The organism is Sphingomonas rustica, from assembly GCF_039652585.1.
GTDB lineage: Bacteria > Pseudomonadota > Alphaproteobacteria > Sphingomonadales > Sphingomonadaceae > Sphingomonas > Sphingomonas rustica.
Window position 1 is genome coordinate 86,094 of the sequence record NZ_JBDIZK010000013.1, and the last position, 20,543, is coordinate 106,636.

Below are 20,543 nucleotides of genomic sequence, written 5' to 3' on the forward strand. Positions count from 1 at the left end.
ATCAGAACCAGCGCCGGGCGCTGGATTTGTAGTCGCGATAGGGCTGGCCGAATCGCGCTTCCAGATAGGCTTCCTCGCGCTCGATCACCTGGCGCTGGATCACGAACAGCAAAGGGACGAGCAGGACCAGGCAAACCGCGCTGTCGTATAGCAGGGCGATCCCGACATAGATCAGCGCCATGGCGAGATACATCGGGTTGCGCGTCCAGCGATAGACGCCGGTCGTGATGATCCGACTGGTCGACTTCCACGGCTGGGCATTGGTCCCTGCACGACGAAACAGCCCGATCGCGGTCAGCAGGATCGATCCGCCCGCGACCAGCGCGATCCAGCCGAGAAGATGCTCCAGCTTGCTGCCGAGCGGGATGCCCCAACCGCCCATGGCAAGCCCGGCCAGCAGCGTGCCGGCAAAGGCCAAAGGCGGGGGAAACCCGACTCCGGGGCTATCCTGTTCGATCTTCATCCGTCCCTCCCGCATCCGATCCTGCCTGTGCCCCGTGCTGCATGTGCCGCCGCGCATCGCGCTTGCCAAGTCGCATTGCCTGCGGAAGAAGCGCGCGATGGACAATCAGGCGATGCAGGCGGGCTGGATCAGCTACGCGATCTTCTTCGTGGTGATCGCGGTGGTCCTCACCCTGCGCGTGCGGCGGATGAGCCGCCACCGGCCGTTGAAGGTCGAGCAATTGTGGATCGTGCCAGCGATCTTCCTTCTCATCACCGGATTTCTCTACTGGCGCTTCCCGCCGCAGGGGCTGACCATCGTCTGGTGCCTCGCCGCCTTGGCGATCGGGGCGCTTGCCGGCTGGCAACGCGGGCGGATGATGGAGATCCTGGTCGATCCCAAGACGCATGAGATCAGCCAGAAGGCATCGGTCTGGGCGATGCTGTTCCTGCTTGCGATGATCCTGATCCGCTATGCCGCGCGCGAGATCATCGCCTTGGGCGGGGCGACTTGGCATCTGGACGTGATGACGGTCACCGACGTGATGATTGCCTTCGCCCTGGGGCTGATCAGCGCACAGCGGCTCGAAATGTATATCCGTGCGAAGCGCCTGCTCGAGGCGGCGCGCGCGGCATGAGGCGCCATGCCCCGGCCACCGACCGCAATCGCGATCCGATCGCGGATATCCTGGCGGACGACCTGCCGGATGCCGGTCTCGTCCTGGAGATCGCCAGCGGCACCGGTCAGCATTGCGCGTGGTTTGCCCAGCGCTTTCCGCAACTCGTCTGGCAACCGACCGATCCCGATCTCGAGTCGCTGGTCTCGATCGCCGACTGGTGCGCCGACATCGCCAATGTCCTGCCGCCGGTGGGGCTCGACGCCTCGGCCGACGAATGGCCGGTCGGTCGGGCCGACGCGATCCTGTGCGTCAACATGGTGCATATCAGCCCCTGGGCAGCGACGCTGGGCCTGATGGCGGGGGCAGGGCAGTTGCTCGATGCCGGCGCGCCGCTGATCCTCTACGGTCCCTATCGCCAGCGCGATGTCCCGACCGCGCCGTCGAACGAAGCGTTCGACCTGTCATTGAAGGCGCGCAATCCCGACTATGGCCTGCGCCATGTCGAGGACGTGGCGCGCGTCGCGGCGGACAATCGCCTCACGCTCCGCCGGATCGTGTCGATGCCGGCCAACAATCTGATGCTGGTGTTCCGCCGCGACGCCTAGAGCGTCTGTTCGACCGGCTTTTCCTGATGCCGGCGATGTTCGCGCCACACGATGTACAGGCCGCTGGCGATGATGATCGGCGCGCCGATCCACGTCGCCTCAGTCGGCAGCACCGCGAAGATCAGCCAGCCATAGAGTGTCGCCCAGATCAGGCTGGAATAATCCATCGGCACCACCGCGGACACCGGTGCGAAGCGCAGCGACGCGGTCAGCGCCAGCTGCCCGATTCCGCCGACCACGCCCAGCGCGATCAGCAGGGCCCAGGTCGCCGCGTCGTGCGGCTGCGCGAAGAACGCATAGGGGATGCCCGCGATCGGCACCGACAACAGCGAAAACCAGAAGACGGTCGTGCCGGAGGGTTCGGTGCGGCCCAGCGCGCGCAACTGGATCGCGATCAGCGCAACCAGGAACGCGGCCGTCAGCCCGACCGCGGTTCCCTGGAGCGGGAAGTGCCCGCCGCCCGGCTGCGCGACGATCAGCACCCCGGCAAAACCGGTGAGGACCGCCGCCCAGCGATGCAGCCCCACGCCCTCGCGCAGGATGACTGCACCCAGAATCGTCGCGAAGATCGGTACGGTAAATTGCAGCGTCGTCGCCTCGGCCAGCGGCAGCAGCACGATCGCACCGAAGTTGAATACCATGCCGACCAGCCCGACCAGCGTCCGACTGACATGCGCGCCGAACCGCTGGGTCCGGATGGTCGCGATGCCCGGTCCGATCGCCAGCCAGGCGACCACCACCGGCACCGCGACCAGCTGGCGAAAGAAGATGATCTCGGCCAGCGCCGCGCCACCCGCTTCGGCCAGCTTGATGATCGCCGCCATCGAGGCGAGGCAGAAGATCGCGAACAGGCGGAGCCCGACGCCGGTCAGGATTCGATCCGAAGTCACGCCCCCCCCGCTAGGGGAGCGCGGCCCGGCAGACAATTGCGCGAGTCAGATCAGTGCCAGGATCTGCGCAGTGATCCGCCCGGCCTGCTCGCTTTCGAGCGTGCTGATCCCGCGCCACAGATGCAGGCCGATCGAACATTGCTGGGCCGCGGGCGCCTTTATCAGCGCCCCGGGGGTGACGAACGCCTGAAGGTCGGCGTCGGTCATCCCCTGCTTGCGCAGCGCCTGGGCAAGCGCGAGCGAGTCCGCGTCGCTCAACTGGCCGGTGAACTTGCGGTTGGCGGGCCGGTCGCGCGCGGCGGCGGACGCCTCGAATACGGTGATCGCCGAATCGATCAGCAGCGGGCGGGTTGCCGCGTCGTCGACCTGATCGATCGTCAGCCCCGTCATGGTGAAGCGCGCGCATTGATCGACATCGTGCCGCTGGAGCGATTCGATCACCGCGACCTGACCGTCGCGAAATGCGGCCAGTTCCTTGGCGGGAGCCTGGGGCAGGGTCTTGGTCATGGCCGTGGACTTCGCCGCCATCATCTGGCGGCCCTGCGCCAGAACCTGGCTCTCGGGCGCGCCCTGGCTTCTCAATTCCGACATGCGCGAGACAAGGTCGGCAAAGTCGGTGGGATGGGTTTTCTGAAGCGTGCGGAACATCCGCCCGAAGGTGCGGTCGCCCAGCATCTCGTTGGTCACCGCTTCGGGCGTGCTGCGCTTCGCTACCTGCGACTGCTGCCAGTAGAAGATGCCGGCACCGCCGACCAGAACCAGGAACAGGATCGCGACGCCCAGGATCACCGATCCCGACGAAATCCCGCTACGCTCGCCTTGATGCCGCATGATGCCGATCCCCTATCGCCCCGTTTAGATCAGCGCGTGTCGGGCAAATCAAGCGCGGCTACCAGCGATAGTTGAAGCTGATGCTGATCCGCTTGCCGCTGCCGCTGCCCGGCGGCACCTCATGGCGCAGCCAGCTTTCCCACAGCAGGACCGTGCCTGGTTCGGGCGTGATCTCGACGAAGCTCTGCAGGGGCTCGGGCGCGTCCTCGCGGCGGGGCGGGGCGGCCATCATCATCGCCAGCCGCGGATCCTCGAGCCTCAGTCCGCGCGATCCCGTCGGAAGCGCGACATAGATCGTGCCGGACACGACGCTGTGCGGGTGAAGGTGCCCGCTATGCCCGCCCTTGCCGTCGAGCACGTTGACCCACAGGCTGTCCAGCTTGAGCCTGCGACCGCCCAGGTTGAACGCACATGCTTCGGCATAGCGCGCGACATGTTTGTCCAGCATCCGCTTGAGGTCGGCGAATGCCGGGTCGCGGACCGGCAGGTCGTCTAGCGACGCATAGCTGGTATAGCCGCGATAGCCATGTTCGCGGCACCAGCGTCGCCCGGCGCCATCGTCCTGCGCCAGTTGGAGGCACGACGTTTCCAGTTCGGCCAGCAGGGCGGCGTCACCCAGCGGCTCCTGGTACAGCTGGGTGACGAACAGGGTGCGCATCGCCGGCCGGGTCAATAGGACTTGGCGACCAGGATCCGCTCGACCGCAGGCGCGCCGGTGAAGATGCAGCTGCCCTCCGCGGGCGCCGCGCCGATCGGCACGTTGCGGAAGGTCAGCTTCAGCGCCTTCAGCCGCTCGACCACCTTGTCCAGTTCGGCGCCGGTCGGCTTCGACCAGTTGACCTCGACCCAGCCCGGCGTCTTGCCGCCCTTCTCGAAAAAGGCTTCCAGCCCGGCGAAGTCCGTGACGTCGCGGGTGATGTTGGCCTCGGTCCGCGCCTTCGCCTGTTCGAACAGCGCGTCCTGGATGCCCTTGAGCGTCGCGGTCGCGGTTTCGACGAAATCGCCGCGCGCGACGATCGCGCTGTCGAGCTTGCCGTCCTCGCGGTACAGTCGGTCGCGGCGGATGACGGAGACGTTGCCGCCCGCCATGTCGCGTCCGCCCACCTCGACGACGATCGGCGCGCCCTTCTTGATCCAGCCCCAGCGCTTGGTCACCGCCTTGACCGACTTCAGGTCCAGCAGTGCGCGGACCGGCTCGCCGAAGGCGGACAGCTGCGCCAGTTCCTGCTGGATCGACTTGCAATAATCGATCAGCGCGGCGTCATCGTCATTGTCGCGCAGCATCGGCACGATCACGACCTGCCACGGCGCAACGCGCGGCGGCACGCGCAGCCCGTCATCGTCGCCATGCGTCATGATCAGCCCGCCGATCATGCGCGTCGACATGCCCCAGCTGGTGGTCTGCGCCAGTTCCTGCTCACCCGACGCATTCTGGAACTTGATGTCCTGCGCGCTGGAGAAGGTCGTTCCCAGGAAATGGCTGGTGCCGGCCTGCAGCGCCTTGCCGTCCTGCATCATCGCCTCGATCGACCAGGTCTCGACCGCGCCGGGGAAGCGCTCATTCTCGGGCTTCTCGCCGGCGATCACCGGCATCGCGACGCAATCCTCGGCGAAGCTGCGATAGACTTCGAGCATCTTCAGCGTCTCGTCGCGCGCCTCCTCGACCGTCGCGTGGGCGGTATGGCCTTCCTGCCAGAGGAACTCGGCGGTGCGCAGGAACATGCGGGTGCGCATCTCCCAGCGGACGACGTTCGCCCACTGGTTGATCAGTACGGGCAGGTCGCGCCACGACTGGACCCAGCGGCTGAACGCGGCGCCGATCACCGTTTCCGAGGTGGGACGCACGACCAGCGGCTCCTCCAGCTTCGCGGCGGGATCGGGCACCAGCCGGCCGTCCTTCTGGATCAGCCGGTGATGCGTGACGACCGCCATCTCCTTGGCGAAGCCGTCGACATGCTCGGCTTCCTTCTCGAAATAGGAAAGCGGGATGAAGATCGGGAAATAGCAATTCTCGTGCCCGGTCGCCTTGATGCGATCGTCGAGCAGGCGCTGGATGCGCTCCCAGATGCCATAGCCCCATGGCCGGATGACCATGCAGCCGCGGACGCCGCTCTCCTCGGCCATGTCGGCCTCGGTGATGACGGTCTGGTACCATTGCGCGAAATCGCCGTCGCGCGTGACGTTCAGGGCGTGCTTGATCATGGCCGGCCCGATAGCGCGATCCCGGCGGGTTATGCCAGAAAAAGCTTCAGCGGATGACCAGCGTCAGCGAGCGCATCAGGCTGCGTTCGATCGGGGTTTCGAACCGGCAGCCGATATGCTCGCCGTCGTTCCACACCACCTGTGCTGCAACCGACTTGTCGCCGGTCAGCATCAGCCAGATTTTCTCGCCGGCCTCGTGCGCGACGCGACAGGCAAGCCGGCAGCCATAGACCGACAGGTCGTGCAGCATCGCCTCGACGGACGCATTGTCGTTCTGCGGCGCGCGGCCATGGCCCATCAGAATCGAATGGCAATGCTCCGATCGCTGATCGACCAGAGCCGGTGTTACCGTTCGATACTGGGTTGCCCGTGTCGCCATCTGCTTGTCCCACCCTGGCGCGAAACTGCCGGACGTCGCTTAACAAGGATTTAAGTCACGAACGTTAATCCTGCGGTCCGATGACGCAGGGCTGCGATGAGCGGCTCGATTTCGTCGCCGGATCGGATGGATTCGCGCGAATCCGCAAATATTTGCGCCAGGATCGGGTCGCGACTCGGGGGCGAGGTCAGGCCGACTCCGGTCGCTCTCGCAGGATCCGGTCGACTTGCGCCGCCGTTTCGGGAGCGTGCAGGCCGATCTTGCTGCGTCGCCACAGTACGTCCTCGCTCGTTCGCGCCCATTCGCGATCGCGCATCCAGCGCACCTCGACCGCGGTCAGGCCGCCCCCCAGATCCTCGCCGGGATCGCGGACATCCGCCAGCATCTCGCCCAGCATCGACCCATAGGCATGCGCCATGCGCCGCGCGCGGGCGGCGCCCAGCGACGGCCACTGCGCCTCGACCTTGGCGATATGGGTCTCGACATCGGCGATCGCGCCGCCGGGGAACACCCGCGCCCGGGTGACGGGACGATGCTCGAACCCCAGCGGACGGGCCAGCTTCTCCAGCGCCTCCTCGGCCAGCGCGCGCGCGGTCGTGATCTTGCCGCCGAAGATCGACAGCAAAGGCGCCCCGGAGTCGTCGAGTTCCAGCAGATAGTCGCGGGTGACCGACTGCGCCTTCGCCGATCCGTCATCGTGGAGCGGTCGGACGCCCGACCATGTGGTCACGACGTCGGCCGCGGTCGTCTGGCGCTTGAAATAGCGGTTGGTCGCCTCGATCAGATAGGCGACTTCCTCGTCGGAGCAGACCGCATCCTCGGGCCGGTTGACCTGCACATCGGTCGTCCCGATCTCGGTAAAGCCATCCTCATAGGGGATGGCGAACACGATGCGCCGGTCGGGTTGCTGCAGGATATAGGCGTGGTCGCCGTCGAACAGCCTGGGCACGACGATATGGCTGCCCTTCACCAGCCGCACGTTCGACCGCGTGTCCACTGCCACCCGGTCGAGGATCGATCGCACCCACGGGCCGGCGGCGTTGACCAGCCCACGTGCGGTTACGGTACGTCCGTCGCCGAGCTCGGCCTGCCACACCAGTCCCTCGCGCCGCGCGTCGAGCAGTTCGGTCCGGGTCGCGATCTCGGCGCCGTTGGCGGCTGCGTCCATCGCGTTCAGCACCGTCAGCCGCGAATCGTCGACCCAGGCGTCCGAATAGGCGAAGCCGCGCTGATCGCCCTTCAGCGGATCGGTGAACGCCCGGTCCTCTGCCTTCAGTCCGCGCGACTTGGGCAGGGAGGATCGTCCCGCAAGCAAATCGTACAGCCACAGCCCCATCCGGACCATCCACCAGGGCCGCACCGAATGCTCGTGCGGCAGGACGAAGGTCATCGGCCGGATCAGGTGCGGCGCCGCCGCCAGCAGCCGCTCGCGCTCGTGAAGTGCCTCGCGCACCAGGCGGAATTCAAAGGTCTCCAGATAGCGCAGCCCACCATGGATCAGCTTGGTCGAGGCCGATGAGGTGTGGCTGGCCAGGTCGTCCTTCTCGACCAGCAGGACCTTGAGCCCCAGCAGGCTCGCTTCGCGTGCGATCGCGCAGCCGTTGATGCCGCCGCCGGCGATGAGAAGGTCGAAGGTCACCCGTGCAAGCTAGAAGTTGAGAACCGCTGCGCAACCTCCTATCTTGAGGGTCAATGACAAAAGCAAAACCGAATAACGGGCTGCCGACACGGCAGCAGATCATCGATTTCATCACATCATCAGACACGCCGGCCGGAAAACGCGAGATTGCGCGAGCCTTCGGGTTGCACGGGCAGGACAAGATCCTGCTCAAGGCGCTCCTCAAGGACATGGCCGACGAGGGGCTGATCGATGGCGCTCCCGGCCGCGCCTTCCACAAGATGGGCGGCCTGCCCAAGGTCACCGTGCTGCGCATCACCGATGTCGAGGGCGGGACCGTCTGGGCCGTGCCCGAACGCTGGGAGGCGGAAGCCGTCCCGGTGCCGCGGCTGCGCGTCCGCGAGCGCGGCAAGCGATCGGCGCTGGGCGTGGGCGACCGCATCCTCGCGCGCACCGAAGAGGCTGGCAATGGCTGGATCGCGCATCCGATGAAGCAACTCGCCAAGGGCGAGGAACTGATGCTGGGCGTGCTGCGGCGCGAGGGCGACAAGCTCTGGCTGCAAGGCGTCGAGAAGAAGGAACGGCGCGACTGGCTGGTCTCCGACGCCGGCGGCGCCGACGAGGGCGATCTGGTGCTCGCCGAAAAGGCCGGGCGGCCGCCGCGCATCACCGCGCGGGTGACCGAGCGGCTGGGGGATCCGTTCGAGCCGCGCAGCTTCTCGCTGATCGCGATCCACAAGCACGGCATTCCCAACGTCTTCCAGCCTGAATTGCTGGCCGAGGCGGAGAAGGTCGCGAAGCAGGATCTGGGCGAGCGCGAGGACCTGCGTCACCTGCCGATCCTGGCGATCGACCCGGCCGACGCGCGCGACCATGACGATGCCGTCTGGGCGACTCCCGACGACGATCCGAAGAACGAGGGCGGGTGGAAGGCGATCGTCGCGATCGCCGATGTCAGTTTCTATGTTCGCCCCGGTTCCGAACTGGACCGCGAGGCGCGCAAGCGCGGCAACTCGGTCTATTTCCCCGACCGGGTCGTGCCGATGCTGCCCGAGATTCTCTCGGCCGATGTCTGCTCGCTCAAGGAGGATGTCGATCGCGCGGCCCTGGTCTGCCACCTTCAGGTCGGCAGCAATGGCGAGCTGAAGTCGTGGCGCTTCGCCCGATCGGTCGTACGCCTCACGGCGAACATCGCCTATGAGGACGCGCAGACCATTGCCGACGGCTTCGACGGCAAGGGCGATCCGACGCGCGAGATGCTGGACGCGGACCTGCGTCGCGGCACCGATCGCTATGCGACGATCGAGGCGGCGCTGCGTCCCCTGTGGGATTGCTGGGATGCCCTGAACAAGGCGCGGGCGAAGCGCGAGCCGCTCGACCTCGACCTGCCCGAGCGCCGCATCGTGCTCGACGAGAAGGGCCGCATCCTCTCGGTCGCGCCGCGCGAGCGGCTCGACGCGCACAAGCTGATCGAGGATTACATGATCGCGGCGAACGTCGCCGCGGCCAAGGCGCTCGAGGGCAAGAAGGCGCCGGTCATGTACCGCGTCCATGAACCGCCCGCGCGTGAGAAGCTGGTCGCGCTGAAGGACTATCTCGAGACGCTCGACGTCGCCTTCGCGCTGGGACAGGTGATCAAGCCGCACACCTTCAACCGCATCCTCGAGCGGGTCGGCGATGCCGACTTCCGCGCCGACGTGATGCAGCAGGTGCTGCGAACCCAGACCCAGGCCTATTACGGGCCCGGCAATCACGGCCATTTCGGCCTGTCGCTGGGCAGTTACGCGCACTTCACTTCGCCGATCCGGCGCTATGCCGATCTGGTGGTCCATCGCGGACTGGTCGCCGCCTATGCGCTGGGACCGGGCGGGGTGGTCGAGGACCAGTCGACGATGGAGCGGATCGGCGAGGCGATCAGCAGCCTGGAACGCCGGGCGATGGAGGCCGAGCGTGACACCGTCGACCGCTATGTCGCCGCCTATCTCGCCGCGCATGTCGGCGAAGTGCTGGAGGCACGGATCACCGGCGTGCAGAATTTCGGCTTCTTTGCCACGGTCGAGGGAATCGGCGGCGACGGGCTGGTGCCGGCGCGCGATCTCGGGTCGGAGTATTTCCGCTACGATGAATCCGGCCAGCGCCTGGTCGGCGAGCATAGCGGCGAGGAATTCCGGCTCGGGCAGCGGCTCGAACTCCGCCTTGCCGAGGCGAACCCGGTGTCGGGTGCGCTTCGCTTCGAACTGCCCGACGGCAAGGGCTCGGGCGGCGGCAGCGCATTCGACCGCCGCGGCAAGGGCGGCAAGCCGGGCAAGGGCGGTCCCAAGCGGGTGATCGCCCGGCGCGGGCGTCCGTCCAATATCCGGCATCAGGGAAAGAAGCGCTGAACCTGCGCCGCAATCGCGGGTTCATCTCGTCATGATATTCTGATTGGACCGCGTGAAGGAGTGTGTCTGTGTTCAAGCGTTTTCTGATGGTGTCGGCCCTCGCGATCCCGCTGGCGTTCGCCGCGCCGGCCTGTGCCCAGACCGCGGGCGACATCGCCACCGCGCTCCAGCCGAAGGTCGGCCACCCCTTTTCCAGCGGCCTGACCCTTGCCGGGGTCGCCGCCGAAGGCGACACCGTCGTGCTGACGATCGACGGGCCGAAAGGCTGGCGGGGCACGCGCAGCGTCCAGCAGATTTCGGACCAGTTCGTGTCGGGCTTCTGCCCTGGCGGCAACGCCTATTTCTCGAAGGGGGTGCGCATGCGCTTCGATACGCTGGAGGGCAAGACCGCGCCGATGAAGGGGCCGGTCGTTTCCAAATGCCCGGGCTGACGGGATTGCTGGACTAATCTCGCAAGCGGCGTCAGCCTGCGATCCGCAGGACGGAGCCGCTCGCATGACCCAGCACCGCATCTATTCGACCAGCGTCGCCAGCGTCTATCCGCACTATGTCGCCAAGGCCGAACGCAAGGGCCGGACCAAGGCGGAGGTCGACGAGATCATCTGCTGGCTGACCGGGCATGGCCAGGCATCGCTGGACGCGGTGCTCGCCGACGGTACGACCTTCGAGGACTTCTTTGCTCAGGCGCCGGCGATGAACCCGGCCCGGTCGCTGATCACCGGCACCGTGTGCGGCGTTCGCGTCGAGGAAGTCGAGGACCCGGTAATGCGCGAGGTCCGCTACCTCGACAAGCTGATCGACGAACTGGCACGCGGCAAGGCCATAGGAAAAATCCTACGGTCGTGACGCCGTCGCCGGATCGCGCACCTTGCCCGGTTTCGCGGGGAAGAAGGGTTCGGGCTGCGGCGTCGGCAGGTTGCCGCGCATCAGGCGGCGCGCCTCGCTGACGCCGCCGACCAGTTCCAGCTCCACCCGCTGCTCGTCGCGCTCGCGCACATCCTCGACCGCATCCTTTGCCTGCTCGTCGGCATAGCCGAGTCCGGTCAGGACCGTGCGGCCGAACTCCAGCGCGGATTCGAACGTCTCGCGGATCTGATAGTCGACCCCGGCCTTGATCAGCCGCAGCGAATGGCCGCGATCGAACGCGCGGACATACAGCTTGGCGAGCGGGAATTCCGACCGGCACAGCTCGACGATGTGATCGGCGGCCTCGGGCTTGTCGACGCACACCAGGATCGCCTCGGCCCGGCCCGCGCCCGAGGCGTGGAGCACGTCGAGCCGGGTGCCGTCGCCATAATAGATCTTGAACCCGAAATTGCCCGCCGCGCGGATCATGTCGACATCGGTCTCGATCAGCGACATCTCGACGCCGCGCGCCAGCAGCACCTGGGTCGCGACCTGGGCGAAGCGGCCGAAGCCGATGAACAGGACGCGGCCGGACAGGTCCTTCGCCTCGTCGATGCCGTCCAGCGAGACCGGGGCGTCGCGCTGCACGCGGCGCTGGACGATCATCACGATCGGGGTCAGCGCCATCGACAGGATGACGATTGCGGTCATCACCGCCGAGATGCGCGGATCGAACAGCCCGACCGCCAGCGCCGCGCCGTAGAGCACGAAGGCGAACTCGCCGCCCTGCGCGAACAGGGCGGAGCGATGCGCCGCGGCTGCGTGGTCGGATCCGGCCAGCCGCGCGACGGTGTAGATGCCGATCGCCTTGACGACCATGAACGCGACGACCCCGCCGACGACCATGCGCCATTCGCCGAGGACGGTGGCGAGGTTCAGCGACATGCCGACGCTGAGGAAGAACAGCCCGAGCAGGATGCCGCGGAACGGCTCGATATCGGCTTCCAGCTGGTGGCGGTAATTGCTCTCGGACAGCAGGACACCGGCCAGGAATGCGCCCATCGCCATCGACAGGCCGACCGATTGCATGAACAGCGCCGAGCCGAGGACGACGAACAGCGCCGCCGCGGTCAGCACCTCGCGCGCGCCGGCACGCGCGATCAGCCCGAACAGCGGATCGAGCAGCCATCGGCCCGCCGCGATCACCGCGGCCAGCCCCGCGATGGCGATGCCGATGCTCTGCCATACCGGCACGGGTTCAGCCGATCCGCCGCCGTTGAACGCCGCCCACAGTGCCACGAGCGCAAGCAGCGGCACGATCGCCAGATCCTCCAGCAACAGGATCGCGACCCCGCGCTGGCCCTCGTCGCTGTTCCGCTCGCCGCCCTCGTCGAGCATCTGCATGATGACCGCGGTCGAAGACAGGACGAACCCCATCGCGCCGACTGCGGCGACCGCAGGCGGCAGCCCGGCGAGCCAGCCGACCCCGGTGAGCAGTACGCCGCAGGTCAGCACCTGCGCCGCGCCCAGCCCGAAGATCTGGCGCCTGAGCTTCCATAATTTGGACGGTCGCATCTCCAGCCCGATGATGAACAGGAACATGACCACGCCGAGTTCGGCGGTGTGCAGCAGCGATTCCGCATCGGTGAAGAAGCGCAGTCCGAAGGGCCCGATCGCCAGGCCGGCGGCGAGATAGCCGAGCACCGATCCGAGGCCGAGCCGCCGGAACAGCGGCACCGCGACCACGCCGGCCGCGAGCAGCACCACGACTTCGCCCAGCCCGAAACCCGCCGTATCGGCCATGCATTCGTCCCCTTGCCCATCGTCCGTCGCGGTCGCCGGGACCGCACGCCCGCAGCACGAATGGCCGATCGCGCCGCCGGGGACAACCAACGCTTTGATATGGGTAGCGCCAGCGCGGCGCGGGCGTCACGCAGCCTTTGCGCGTCGCCTGGTGGCCTCTTTCACATGGTGGAAAGCGAAGTCACCGGACGCATTCGGTCGGTTCAGCTTTCGCGTTCAGGAATCGCCGAGATTTGCTGGTCCGACAGGCCCTCGCTCTCCTCGCGAAGAAACTGCACCAGCGCGTCGATCTCCGCAGGGCCGAATTCGAGGTCGATATCGTCCATCTCGATGCGCGCGGACCTTCTCGCCTCCGCGGAGAGCCGCTGGATCTGATCGGCGCACTCGGCCAGCGTCCCTGTCGCCACGATGTCGGCCGCATCGGCCGCATGGATCGTCGCCGGCTCGCTCAATGGATAGGTCGTCATGGCTGCTCCTGTCGGGTGTGACTTGGACAACGTGCCAACCATGGTCGCGGGTGCAGGGAGTCCCGTCGGTGGAAAATAGTCCGTCGCAGCGCCATCGCATCCTGCGACAGGCCCGCTTGCGGGTCGCCGCTCACCCGCGCTCGCGATACACCGCCTCGATATTGTTGCCGTCCGGATCGATCAGGAATGCGGCGTAATAGCCGGATGGATATCCCCGACCGCGAAGGCCGGGCGCGCCGTTGTCGGTGCCTCCCGCCAGCAGTCCCGCGCGGTGGAATGCATCGACGCTGGCCCGACTCGTCGCGCGAAAGGCGGTGTGCTGGCGCACGCCGCCAGGATGGAAGATGTCGATCCAGAACACCGGATAGTCGATGCCGAACGCGACGCCGGCAAGCTCGGCGGCATCGGTCGCCACGCTGCCCATGTCGGGTCCGATTCGATCGACGACCCTCATGCCGAGCGGCGCCAGTGCCGCCTCGTAGAATGCGGCCGCGCGACGGATATCGGAGACGCCGATGCCGCTATGATCGATCAGCCAGTTGGGATCCTGGACCATTTGCCCTCCGTACAACCACCGGTCACCGCGCGATCCCGCGGCGACCCGCTTACATCCAGACCGCCGACAGCGGGTATAGCGCGATCAGCCAGGTCAAGCAGGCAAGCTGGATCCAGCGCGTCTTGCTGGCGATGGCCAGCGCCATCACGGGGAAGAAGGACCAGCTTAGGATCGCGGTTCGCAGATCCAGCGGCAAGAGGCCGACCAGGAGGTGAGTCGTCGCGAGCAGGGCGATGTTGCACACCAATATGCCGACCAGAACCTTGCGGCCGTGCTTGTCGAAATGCGCGTCGAGGTCCGTCCATTCCTCGGGACGGTCGGGGAAGATCAGCGAGGTCGACACATAATAGATCGCCGTCACGATGAACCCGCCGAACATCAATGCCCAGTTGAGCGGCAGCTTGTCCCGCAGCGCCCAGCCATACATCCAGAAGGTAACGACGTCGCACGACACGAAGATGCCGAGCAGCGCGGTCGGATAGCCGATGCGGACCATGTGGCTGGCCTTGATCGCTCGCGAGAGTCCGCCCAGCCCCTCGGCAAGCGCCAGGCCGAGCACCAGCCCGAACAGCGAGAAGATGAACTCGAATCCACTCATCCGGTGCAACCCCCTGCGTGCCCGTGTCGGTGGACGGGGATAGCGGCCGTGTCGCCCGCTGCCAAATGAGTTCGGGTCCGCCCGCAAAGTGCTTGCGGCGGGGCGGCTTTCCGACTGTGTTTCAGGCGGGCGGCATCCGCCGGCATCCTGCCGGACGGGCCGAAACCTTCGAAGGACCATGCCATGCATGCCGGATCCTGCCTCTGCGGCGCAGTCACCTTCACCGTCGAGGGCAATTTGCCGCCGCCTGACATTTGCCATTGCCGAAAATGTCGCAAGCAGTCCGGCCATTGCTTCGCGTCGACCGACGTGCCGAAGGCGGCCGTGACCGTGACGGGGGGTGACGCGCTGCGTTGGTATCCCTCGTCCGATAAGGTTCGTCGCGGCTTTTGCGGCAATTGCGGATCGTCGCTGTTCTGGGAGCCCGCCCATCGCGACTGGACTGCGATCGCCATGGGGGCGTTCGACACGCCCACCCACACCCGGGCGAGGGTCCATATCTTCGTCGGGGAGAAGGGCGACTATTACGAGATCGGCGATGCGCTTCCGCAGGATGCCTGAGCGCTGAATTCACGCCATCGGCGCCGCACGCAGATTGGGCACGACACCGTATCGAGAAGATCTTTCGATAAATCAGTGGCTTGTTTCGCGTCTGGAACGGAATGGTCCAGGATCGGTTTTCCTCCCGGTTGTTTCTGGAGGACATGATGAAGCTTGGCGTGATCTGTGGCATCGGTCTGATAGCGGCGCTTGCCGGATGTTCGGTAAAGGACGCGGACGATCAGGCGACGCAGGCTGCGAACGCCAGTGCGCCCGCCGGTGCAGCCACCCCGTCGCCGGCCGGCGCCGCCGCGCCGGCGCAACCGGTAGCAGCGGGCGCAGTTGCTCAGCCGCGCATGATTGCGGTCAATGCGCAGGGCGTCGCGCCGGTCGGGCTGACGGTTCGGGTAAAGGGCGTCGAGCTGGGCGCGGACGCGACCATCCTGGACGTCAGCGCTTCCTATGGCGGCACAACGAGCAACGATGTCGACCTGGCGTTCAGCCAGACCTTCATCCGCGACGAGCAGGGCAACAAGCTGATGCTGAAGCGGATTTCCGGCAACGAGGATCTGAAGATCCGCGCGGGACAGCAGATGGACGGCCGACTGGTATTCCTGGGCGCGGTGCCGCCCTCGGCCAAGTCGATCACCCTCGTCCTCAACGACGGCAATGACGGCAATGCGATCACCGGTCCGGGACTGAACATTCCGATCGACCTTCAAGCAGGCGCGCAATGAAGGCCGGGCCCGGCCGCGCCGGGTTGGTGTTGATCCCGCTGGTGGCGCTGGTCGGGTGCGATCCCGCCGCCGCCCCCTTGCCGAGCCTGAAGGATCAGGAGGGCTATTTCCGGCCTGCCCAGGGCGCGGTCGACTCGCGGCTCGATCTCGCGGGCAATGACAGCGTCACCGGCGCGTCGATCCCGGAGAGCAGCTTTGGCCCCGCCGGGGGCGAGGAGAGCGACTTCCGGCTTGCCGAGGTCGCGCCCGACCGGCTGGAGGAAACCCGGACGCTGCTGACCGAACTCGAGGCGAAACAGGACGGCGACCGCGCGATCCGCTTCTCGCTGCCGGCCGACATCCTGTTCGATTTCGACAAGTCGACGCTGAGGCCGGATGCGGAGGGGCCGCTGGCCCGGGCGCAGCGGCTGATCTCGGCCTATTCCAAGGCCCCGCTGAGGATCGTCGGCTATACCGATGCGAAGGGCGACGATGCCTATAATGACCGCCTGTCGCTGGCGCGTGCGAACAGTGTCGCCGCGCGGCTGGTGCCGGGCAAGAGCCGGGCCGCGGCGGTCGAGGGTCGCGGCGAGCGCGATCCCGTCGCGCCGAACGCGAAGCCCGACGGGAGCGACGATCCCGCAGGGCGTCAGTTGAACCGTCGGGTCGAGATCATCCTCTTGCCGTCGGCCGGAACACCGGGAGAATAGAATGGCGCTGGTTCCTTGTCCCGAATGCGGGCGCAGCATTTCGACCGCGGCCAGTGCCTGTCCGGGATGCGGTCATCCCGTCGCCGGGCAACGGCGCGGCCTCGATGGCGACGTCGCCGGCAAGGCGGTGAGCGGCATCGCCACCTGGCTGGTCGTGCCATGGATTGCGCGGGCGATCGTCGCGGTGGTCGGGGTGATCGCGCTGTTCACCTTCCTGGGCACCCGGTAGCGCGACGCGAGAGGTCGCCCGCACTGGATTGAACCTGGCACGGCGAGCGGTCATGGTTGCCGCATGACCTTGACCATCGTTCCGATCGAAACCCCGTCCGAGGCCGACCGCGAGGCGATCCTTGCCCCGCTGCGCGCCTACAATATCCGCCATGCAGGTTATCCGCGCATCAAGCCGGTCGCGCTGGTTCTGACCGATGACGCCGGACGGAAGGTCGGGGGTCTGTGGGGCAGGTGTTCCTATGATTGGCTGTTCGTCGAACTGCTGTCGGTTCCGGAGGGCCAACGCGGCGGCAATTACGGCAGCGCGCTGATGGGGCAGGCCGAGGGAATCGCGCGCGATCATGGCTGCGTCGGGATGTGGCTGGACACATTCGAGTTCCAGGCGAGGGGGTTCTACGAGAAGCTGGGGTTCGAGCTGTTCGGGACGATGGAGGATTACCCGGTCGGAAGCAGGCGGTTTTTTCTGCGGAAGCGGTTCTGATAAATCCCTCTCCCCCTGTGGGAGAGGGAGGGAGCCGGCGTAGCCGGCGGAAGGGTGAGGGGGAGTTCGGGGCGTTTCGCTCTCGGTTCGTCCCCCTCATCCTTCCCACCGCCTCTGGCGGTGGGCCCCTTCCTTCTCCCACAAGGGGAGAAGGAGTTTTTCGCGTCCCCTGACAGGATCCCGCCCTCAGTCCCCCGAATGTCCGTGGCCGTCGCCGCGGGAGAGCATCCGGGCGAAACCTGACGTCCCGGCATCGGCGCCGGCGCCTTCCCACCAATAGGGGGCGCGTTTCGCGGTGCCGGTGACGACCTCGTTCATCGTCGCCGCGTCGTACAGGCGGCCGCCGAGCATCACCCGGCTGATCTTGTCGCTGTTGCGGATGTCCTGCGTCGGATCGGCGTCCAGGATGACGAGGTCGGCGAGCTTGCCCGTCTCGATCGATCCGATGTCCCTGGAATAGCCGAGCGAGGTGGCGGGGGCGATCGTCGCGGCGCGCAGTGCTTCGATCGGGGTCCAGCCGCCGCGCACGAAGCTCCACAATTCCCAGTGCGCGCCGAGGCCCGGCTGCTGGCCGTGCGCGCCGATCGACACCTGGATGCCGCGGTCGGCGAGCTTCTTCGCCTCGCGCGCGGTCTCGCCGTCGACATAATCCTCCTCGGGCGCGATCGGGCGGCGGGCATTCTGCGCCTCGAGCAACGCCGGCGGGGCATGGCGCGAGAGCAGCGGATGGCGCCACACCTCGCTGTGCGCGCGCCAATAGGGATCGCCCGCCAGCCCGCCATAGGCGACGACGAGGGTGGGCGTGTAGTTGACCTTGGTCTGGGCCCACATGCTGAGCACGTCCTGGTAGAAGACCTCGACGGGGACGTTGTGCTCGACGGTCGAATTGCCGTCCTGCACCAGCGAGATGTCCTGCGCGTAGAGCGATCCGCCCTCGGGAACGACGTGCATGTTCTCGGCTTGGGCGGCGGCGACGACCATCTGGCGCTGTTCGCGGCGCGGCTGGTTGTAGTTCTTGACGCTGTGCGCGCCCTGAGCCTTCAGCCGGCGGACCGCGGCCAGCGCGTCGTCATAGCTGTTGATCTCGGCATAGACGTCCGCCGCCTTGGCGCCGTAGATGATCTCGCCGGTCGAGAAGATGCGCGGGGACAGGTTCCGGCCGGCGCGCTGCCGCTCGGCGGCGGCGAAGATCTCCGCCGCGCGCGACGAGGGATCGTGGATCGTCGTCGTGCCCATCGCCAGGTTGACGATCGAGGTCCAGTTCTGCTGCGGGACCAGGTCGTCCTCCCCCTGCAGGCCGTGCGCGTGCGCATCGACGAAGCCGGGGATGATCGTCTTGCCGGCGACGTCGACCGTCCTCGCCCCTGCCGGGATCGGGACCGAGGCGCGTGGGCCGACCGCGACGATGCGGTCGCCGCGGATCAGGATCGTCGCGTCGTCGAGGATGCCGCCATCCGCCTGCGCCATGGTGACGACGCGCGCGCCGGTGAGAGCCACCGTGCCGGTCGGGCGATCGGCGGGAACGCTCATCGACAGCGAGACGCCCTGGCGCACCGGTTCGAACTTCGGTGCGTCCTCGCCCGCGGGCGAGGAGCGGAACAGCGATGCGGTGGTCGCGGTGAACAATGTCGGCCCGGTCGACCAGTGGATCTGGCGCCCGTCCTGGGACCAGTTGATGAAGTCGGCGCCGTCGGCGCTGACGCGCGTGGCGGGCAGCGGGCCGCCCTTCGGGCCGACCTCGACGCCCTGCGTGCCGGGCATCAGCGGCATGACGAAGGCCTCGTAATTCTGGCGGAAGGCGAAATAGTCGCCCGCGGGCGAGACGATATAGTCGTTGGCGAGATCGCCCGTGGCGTGGACGCGCTTCGCCCCGCCGCTCAGGTCGGTGCTGATCAGCTGGCGTTTCCCGTCATCGTCGGCGACCATGAACAGCCGGTCGTTCGAGGCACCGAATTGGGGGCGGGCGCCGTCCTTGTAGACGCGGACGGGGGCGCCGCCGGTCGCGGCGATGCGATAGATGCCGGGATTGTCACCGGCACGGGCCGACACCAGTTCGCCGCCGCTGCCGCGCTCGAACACGATCGTCCTGCCGTCGGGGGAGAAGGCCGGGCGGGAATAATGGCCCTCGGCTGCAGTCACGGTCCGCGCTGCGCCGCCGGTCGCGGCGATGGTGCGGATGTGGCCGAGCCCCGCATCGGTCCAGTTGACGAACACGATCGAGCGGCCGTCGCGCGACCAGCTGGGCCACAGCTCGAGGCTCTCGTCCGTGCCGCTGGTCAGGCGCCGGGCGGTGCCGCCGGAGACGGGCCGGATATAGAGCTTGCCGAGCGTCTCGAACACGACCTGGCGGCCGTCGGGCGATACGCTGGCCCAGCGCGGCATCTTCGTCTCGATCCGGTCGGGCGAGACCTCGATTGCCGGGTGCGTCGCTTCGGCAACGACGCGGGTATCGTCGATGCGGAACGCGATCTCGCGGGCGTTGCCGCCATCGGCGTCGATCCGGCGAATCTTGCCGCCGGCCCAGAAGACCAGCGATCGGCTGTCGGGGGTCCAGCCCATGTTCGGATAGACGCCGGTGACCGCCCAGGTCTCCTGGACGTCGCGGTCGAGCGCGTCGTAGATGCGGCGCTCCGAGCCCGTCACCAGGTCCTTGACCCACAGCGTGGTCTTGCCCTGGTGGCGGCGGACGAAGGCGATCGACCTGCCGTCGGGCGACGGGGTCGGGCGAACCGATCCGCCGACGCCGGAGACCGCGGTCGAGACTTCGCCGCTCTCGATGTCGTAGCGCTCGATGTCGAACAGGTCGGTGCGCGAGTTCTGCGCATATTCGAAGATCGGGCCGGGGGTGACGTTGCGGACATAGAAGATCGAGCGGCCGTCGGCCGAGTAGATCGGCTCGCCCAGCTCCTTCTGCAGCCGTTCGCTGGCGCGCTTGACCAGCTGGACCCCGCCGCCGCCCGAGACGTGATAGAGCCATACCTCGCCGGTGCCGAGCGAGCGGCCGGTGGTGAAATGCTTCTTGGCGACGATGAATCGGCCGTCCGGGCTCCAGCTCGGCTGGTTGAGCAGGCGGAAGTCTTCCTTGGTCAGCTGGCGCTTGTCGCTGCCGTCGACGTTCATGATCCAGATATTGTCGCCGCCGCCGCGATCGGAGGTGAAGGCGATGCGGCTGCCGTCGGGGGAGAAGCGTGGCTGCTGTTCATAGGCCAACCCCTCGGCAATGCGCCGGGGGGTGCCGCCCGCGATCGGCATCACATAGATGTCGCCGAGCAGGTCGAACGCGATCCACTTGCCGTCGCGCGACACGTCGACGTTCATCCAGGTGCCCTCGTTCACTGCGATGCGGACTTCGCGCGTGCGCAGGCCGGCGGGCGCGTTGACGTCCCATTTCGCAGGCTTGGCAGGGGCCGTCGGGGGTGCCGCCGTGCGAGGGGCGGCGGGGGCCGGGGCCGGGGTGGGCGCCGCCTGGCCGGCATCGCGCCGCTGCTGCGCCTCGATCACGTCATTCTCGGGTGCCTGGCCCTGGGCCACCGGTTTTTCGGCGGCGGGCGGCGTGACCTGGGCAGCCGCTTCGCCGGCCGCCAGACAGGCGGCGATCGCCATCGTGACCCGATATTTCATGATCCCT

At 67.3% G+C, this 20,543-nt stretch carries 22 protein-coding genes; 10 read left to right on the forward strand and 12 right to left on the reverse strand.

What is annotated here, in order from left to right:
• Position 1: 1 nt before the first annotated feature.
• Positions 2 to 463 carry a methyltransferase family protein gene (locus TPR58_RS19325; RefSeq protein ID WP_346248389.1) on the reverse strand — a complete coding sequence of 154 codons (462 nt, stop codon included), beginning with the start codon at positions 461 to 463 and terminating at the stop codon, positions 2 to 4.
• Between the two features lie 97 nt (positions 464 to 560).
• Between TPR58_RS19325 and TPR58_RS19330 the strand changes: the two genes are divergently transcribed.
• On the forward strand, positions 561 to 1,079 hold the full coding sequence (locus TPR58_RS19330) for a CcdC protein domain-containing protein (RefSeq protein WP_346248390.1): 519 nt from the start codon (positions 561 to 563) through the stop codon (positions 1,077 to 1,079).
• Positions 1,076 to 1,666, forward strand: a complete 591-nt coding sequence (locus TPR58_RS19335) for a DUF938 domain-containing protein (RefSeq protein ID WP_346248391.1) — start codon at positions 1,076 to 1,078, stop codon at positions 1,664 to 1,666. Before TPR58_RS19330 ends, TPR58_RS19335 begins: the two co-directional genes overlap by 4 nt.
• On the opposite strand, the gene TPR58_RS19340 is transcribed toward TPR58_RS19335, so the two are convergent.
• The 6 genes from TPR58_RS19340 to glpD all read right to left on the reverse strand — a co-directional run bounded on the left by TPR58_RS19340 (position 1,663) and on the right by glpD (position 7,607).
• Positions 1,663 to 2,556, reverse strand: coding sequence for a DMT family transporter (locus tag TPR58_RS19340; RefSeq protein WP_346248392.1), 894 nt, complete (start codon positions 2,554 to 2,556; stop codon positions 1,663 to 1,665). The genes TPR58_RS19335 and TPR58_RS19340 overlap by 4 nt on opposite strands.
• Before the next feature lie 45 nt (positions 2,557 to 2,601).
• Entirely contained in the window at positions 2,602 to 3,387 is a 786-nt protein-coding gene (locus TPR58_RS19345) for a hypothetical protein (protein ID WP_346248393.1), read from the reverse strand.
• A 58-nt stretch (positions 3,388 to 3,445) separates the two neighbouring features.
• On the reverse strand, positions 3,446 to 4,045 hold the full coding sequence (locus tag TPR58_RS19350; protein WP_346248394.1) for a TIGR02466 family protein: 600 nt from the start codon (positions 4,043 to 4,045) through the stop codon (positions 3,446 to 3,448).
• Positions 4,046 to 4,056: 11 nt separating this feature from the next.
• Complete coding sequence (proS, locus tag TPR58_RS19355) at positions 4,057 to 5,589, reverse strand: proline--tRNA ligase (protein ID WP_346248395.1); 1,533 nt, start codon at positions 5,587 to 5,589, stop codon at positions 4,057 to 4,059.
• Positions 5,590 to 5,635: 46 nt separating this feature from the next.
• A complete protein-coding gene (locus tag TPR58_RS19360) occupies positions 5,636 to 5,968 on the reverse strand; it encodes a PilZ domain-containing protein (protein WP_346248396.1) in 333 nt (110 codons plus the stop codon).
• 187 nt (positions 5,969 to 6,155) lie between these two features.
• A complete protein-coding gene (gene glpD, locus TPR58_RS19365) occupies positions 6,156 to 7,607 on the reverse strand; it encodes a glycerol-3-phosphate dehydrogenase (protein WP_346248397.1) in 1,452 nt (483 codons plus the stop codon).
• A gap of 53 nt (positions 7,608 to 7,660) precedes the next feature.
• On the opposite strand from glpD, the gene TPR58_RS19370 reads away from it, so the two are divergent.
• The 3 genes from TPR58_RS19370 (at position 7,661) to TPR58_RS19380 (ending at position 10,813) form a co-directional block, all read left to right on the forward strand.
• Positions 7,661 to 9,967, forward strand: coding sequence for a ribonuclease R family protein (locus tag TPR58_RS19370; RefSeq protein WP_346248398.1), 2,307 nt, complete (start codon positions 7,661 to 7,663; stop codon positions 9,965 to 9,967).
• Positions 9,968 to 10,035: 68 nt separating this feature from the next.
• Complete coding sequence (locus tag TPR58_RS19375; RefSeq protein WP_346248399.1) at positions 10,036 to 10,398, forward strand: hypothetical protein; 363 nt, start codon at positions 10,036 to 10,038, stop codon at positions 10,396 to 10,398.
• A 64-nt stretch (positions 10,399 to 10,462) separates the two neighbouring features.
• Positions 10,463 to 10,813 carry a DUF2200 domain-containing protein gene (locus TPR58_RS19380; protein WP_346248400.1) on the forward strand — a complete coding sequence of 117 codons (351 nt, stop codon included), beginning with the start codon at positions 10,463 to 10,465 and terminating at the stop codon, positions 10,811 to 10,813.
• Here TPR58_RS19380 and TPR58_RS19385 read toward each other — a convergent pair.
• The 4 genes from TPR58_RS19385 to TPR58_RS19400 form a co-directional block, all read right to left on the reverse strand.
• On the reverse strand, positions 10,802 to 12,616 hold the full coding sequence (locus TPR58_RS19385; RefSeq protein WP_346248401.1) for a monovalent cation:proton antiporter-2 (CPA2) family protein: 1,815 nt from the start codon (positions 12,614 to 12,616) through the stop codon (positions 10,802 to 10,804). The two genes, TPR58_RS19380 and TPR58_RS19385, sit on opposite strands and share 12 nt — an antisense overlap.
• Positions 12,617 to 12,819: 203 nt before the next feature.
• Complete coding sequence (locus TPR58_RS19390) at positions 12,820 to 13,083, reverse strand: hypothetical protein (protein WP_346248402.1); 264 nt, start codon at positions 13,081 to 13,083, stop codon at positions 12,820 to 12,822.
• Positions 13,084 to 13,213: 130 nt separating this feature from the next.
• A complete protein-coding gene (locus TPR58_RS19395) occupies positions 13,214 to 13,639 on the reverse strand; it encodes a VOC family protein (RefSeq protein ID WP_346248403.1) in 426 nt (141 codons plus the stop codon).
• Between the two features lie 49 nt (positions 13,640 to 13,688).
• Positions 13,689 to 14,237 carry a hypothetical protein gene (locus TPR58_RS19400; RefSeq protein WP_346248404.1) on the reverse strand — a complete coding sequence of 183 codons (549 nt, stop codon included), beginning with the start codon at positions 14,235 to 14,237 and terminating at the stop codon, positions 13,689 to 13,691.
• Positions 14,238 to 14,420: 183 nt separating this feature from the next.
• On the opposite strand from TPR58_RS19400, the gene TPR58_RS19405 reads away from it, so the two are divergent.
• From TPR58_RS19405 to TPR58_RS19425, 5 genes are all read left to right on the forward strand, one after another.
• Positions 14,421 to 14,798, forward strand: coding sequence for a GFA family protein (locus TPR58_RS19405; RefSeq protein ID WP_346248405.1), 378 nt, complete (start codon positions 14,421 to 14,423; stop codon positions 14,796 to 14,798).
• A gap of 146 nt (positions 14,799 to 14,944) precedes the next feature.
• Positions 14,945 to 15,514, forward strand: coding sequence for a hypothetical protein (locus TPR58_RS19410; RefSeq protein WP_346248406.1), 570 nt, complete (start codon positions 14,945 to 14,947; stop codon positions 15,512 to 15,514).
• The gene (locus tag TPR58_RS19415; protein WP_346248407.1) at positions 15,511 to 16,203 is read left to right on the forward strand and encodes an OmpA family protein; all 693 of its coding nucleotides are present in this window, start codon (positions 15,511 to 15,513) and stop codon (positions 16,201 to 16,203) included. Before TPR58_RS19410 ends, TPR58_RS19415 begins: the two co-directional genes overlap by 4 nt.
• A 1-nt stretch (position 16,204) precedes the next feature.
• Positions 16,205 to 16,432: a hypothetical protein gene (locus tag TPR58_RS19420; RefSeq protein WP_346248408.1), complete on the forward strand. Its 228-nt coding sequence runs from the start codon at positions 16,205 to 16,207 to the stop codon at positions 16,430 to 16,432.
• 63 nt (positions 16,433 to 16,495) lie between these two features.
• On the forward strand, positions 16,496 to 16,915 hold the full coding sequence (locus TPR58_RS19425; protein ID WP_346248409.1) for a GNAT family N-acetyltransferase: 420 nt from the start codon (positions 16,496 to 16,498) through the stop codon (positions 16,913 to 16,915).
• Between the two features lie 186 nt (positions 16,916 to 17,101).
• On the opposite strand, the gene TPR58_RS19430 is transcribed toward TPR58_RS19425, so the two are convergent.
• Positions 17,102 to 20,536 carry an amidohydrolase family protein gene (locus TPR58_RS19430; RefSeq protein ID WP_346248410.1) on the reverse strand — a complete coding sequence of 1,145 codons (3,435 nt, stop codon included), beginning with the start codon at positions 20,534 to 20,536 and terminating at the stop codon, positions 17,102 to 17,104.
• Between the last annotated feature and the right edge of the window lie 7 nt (positions 20,537 to 20,543).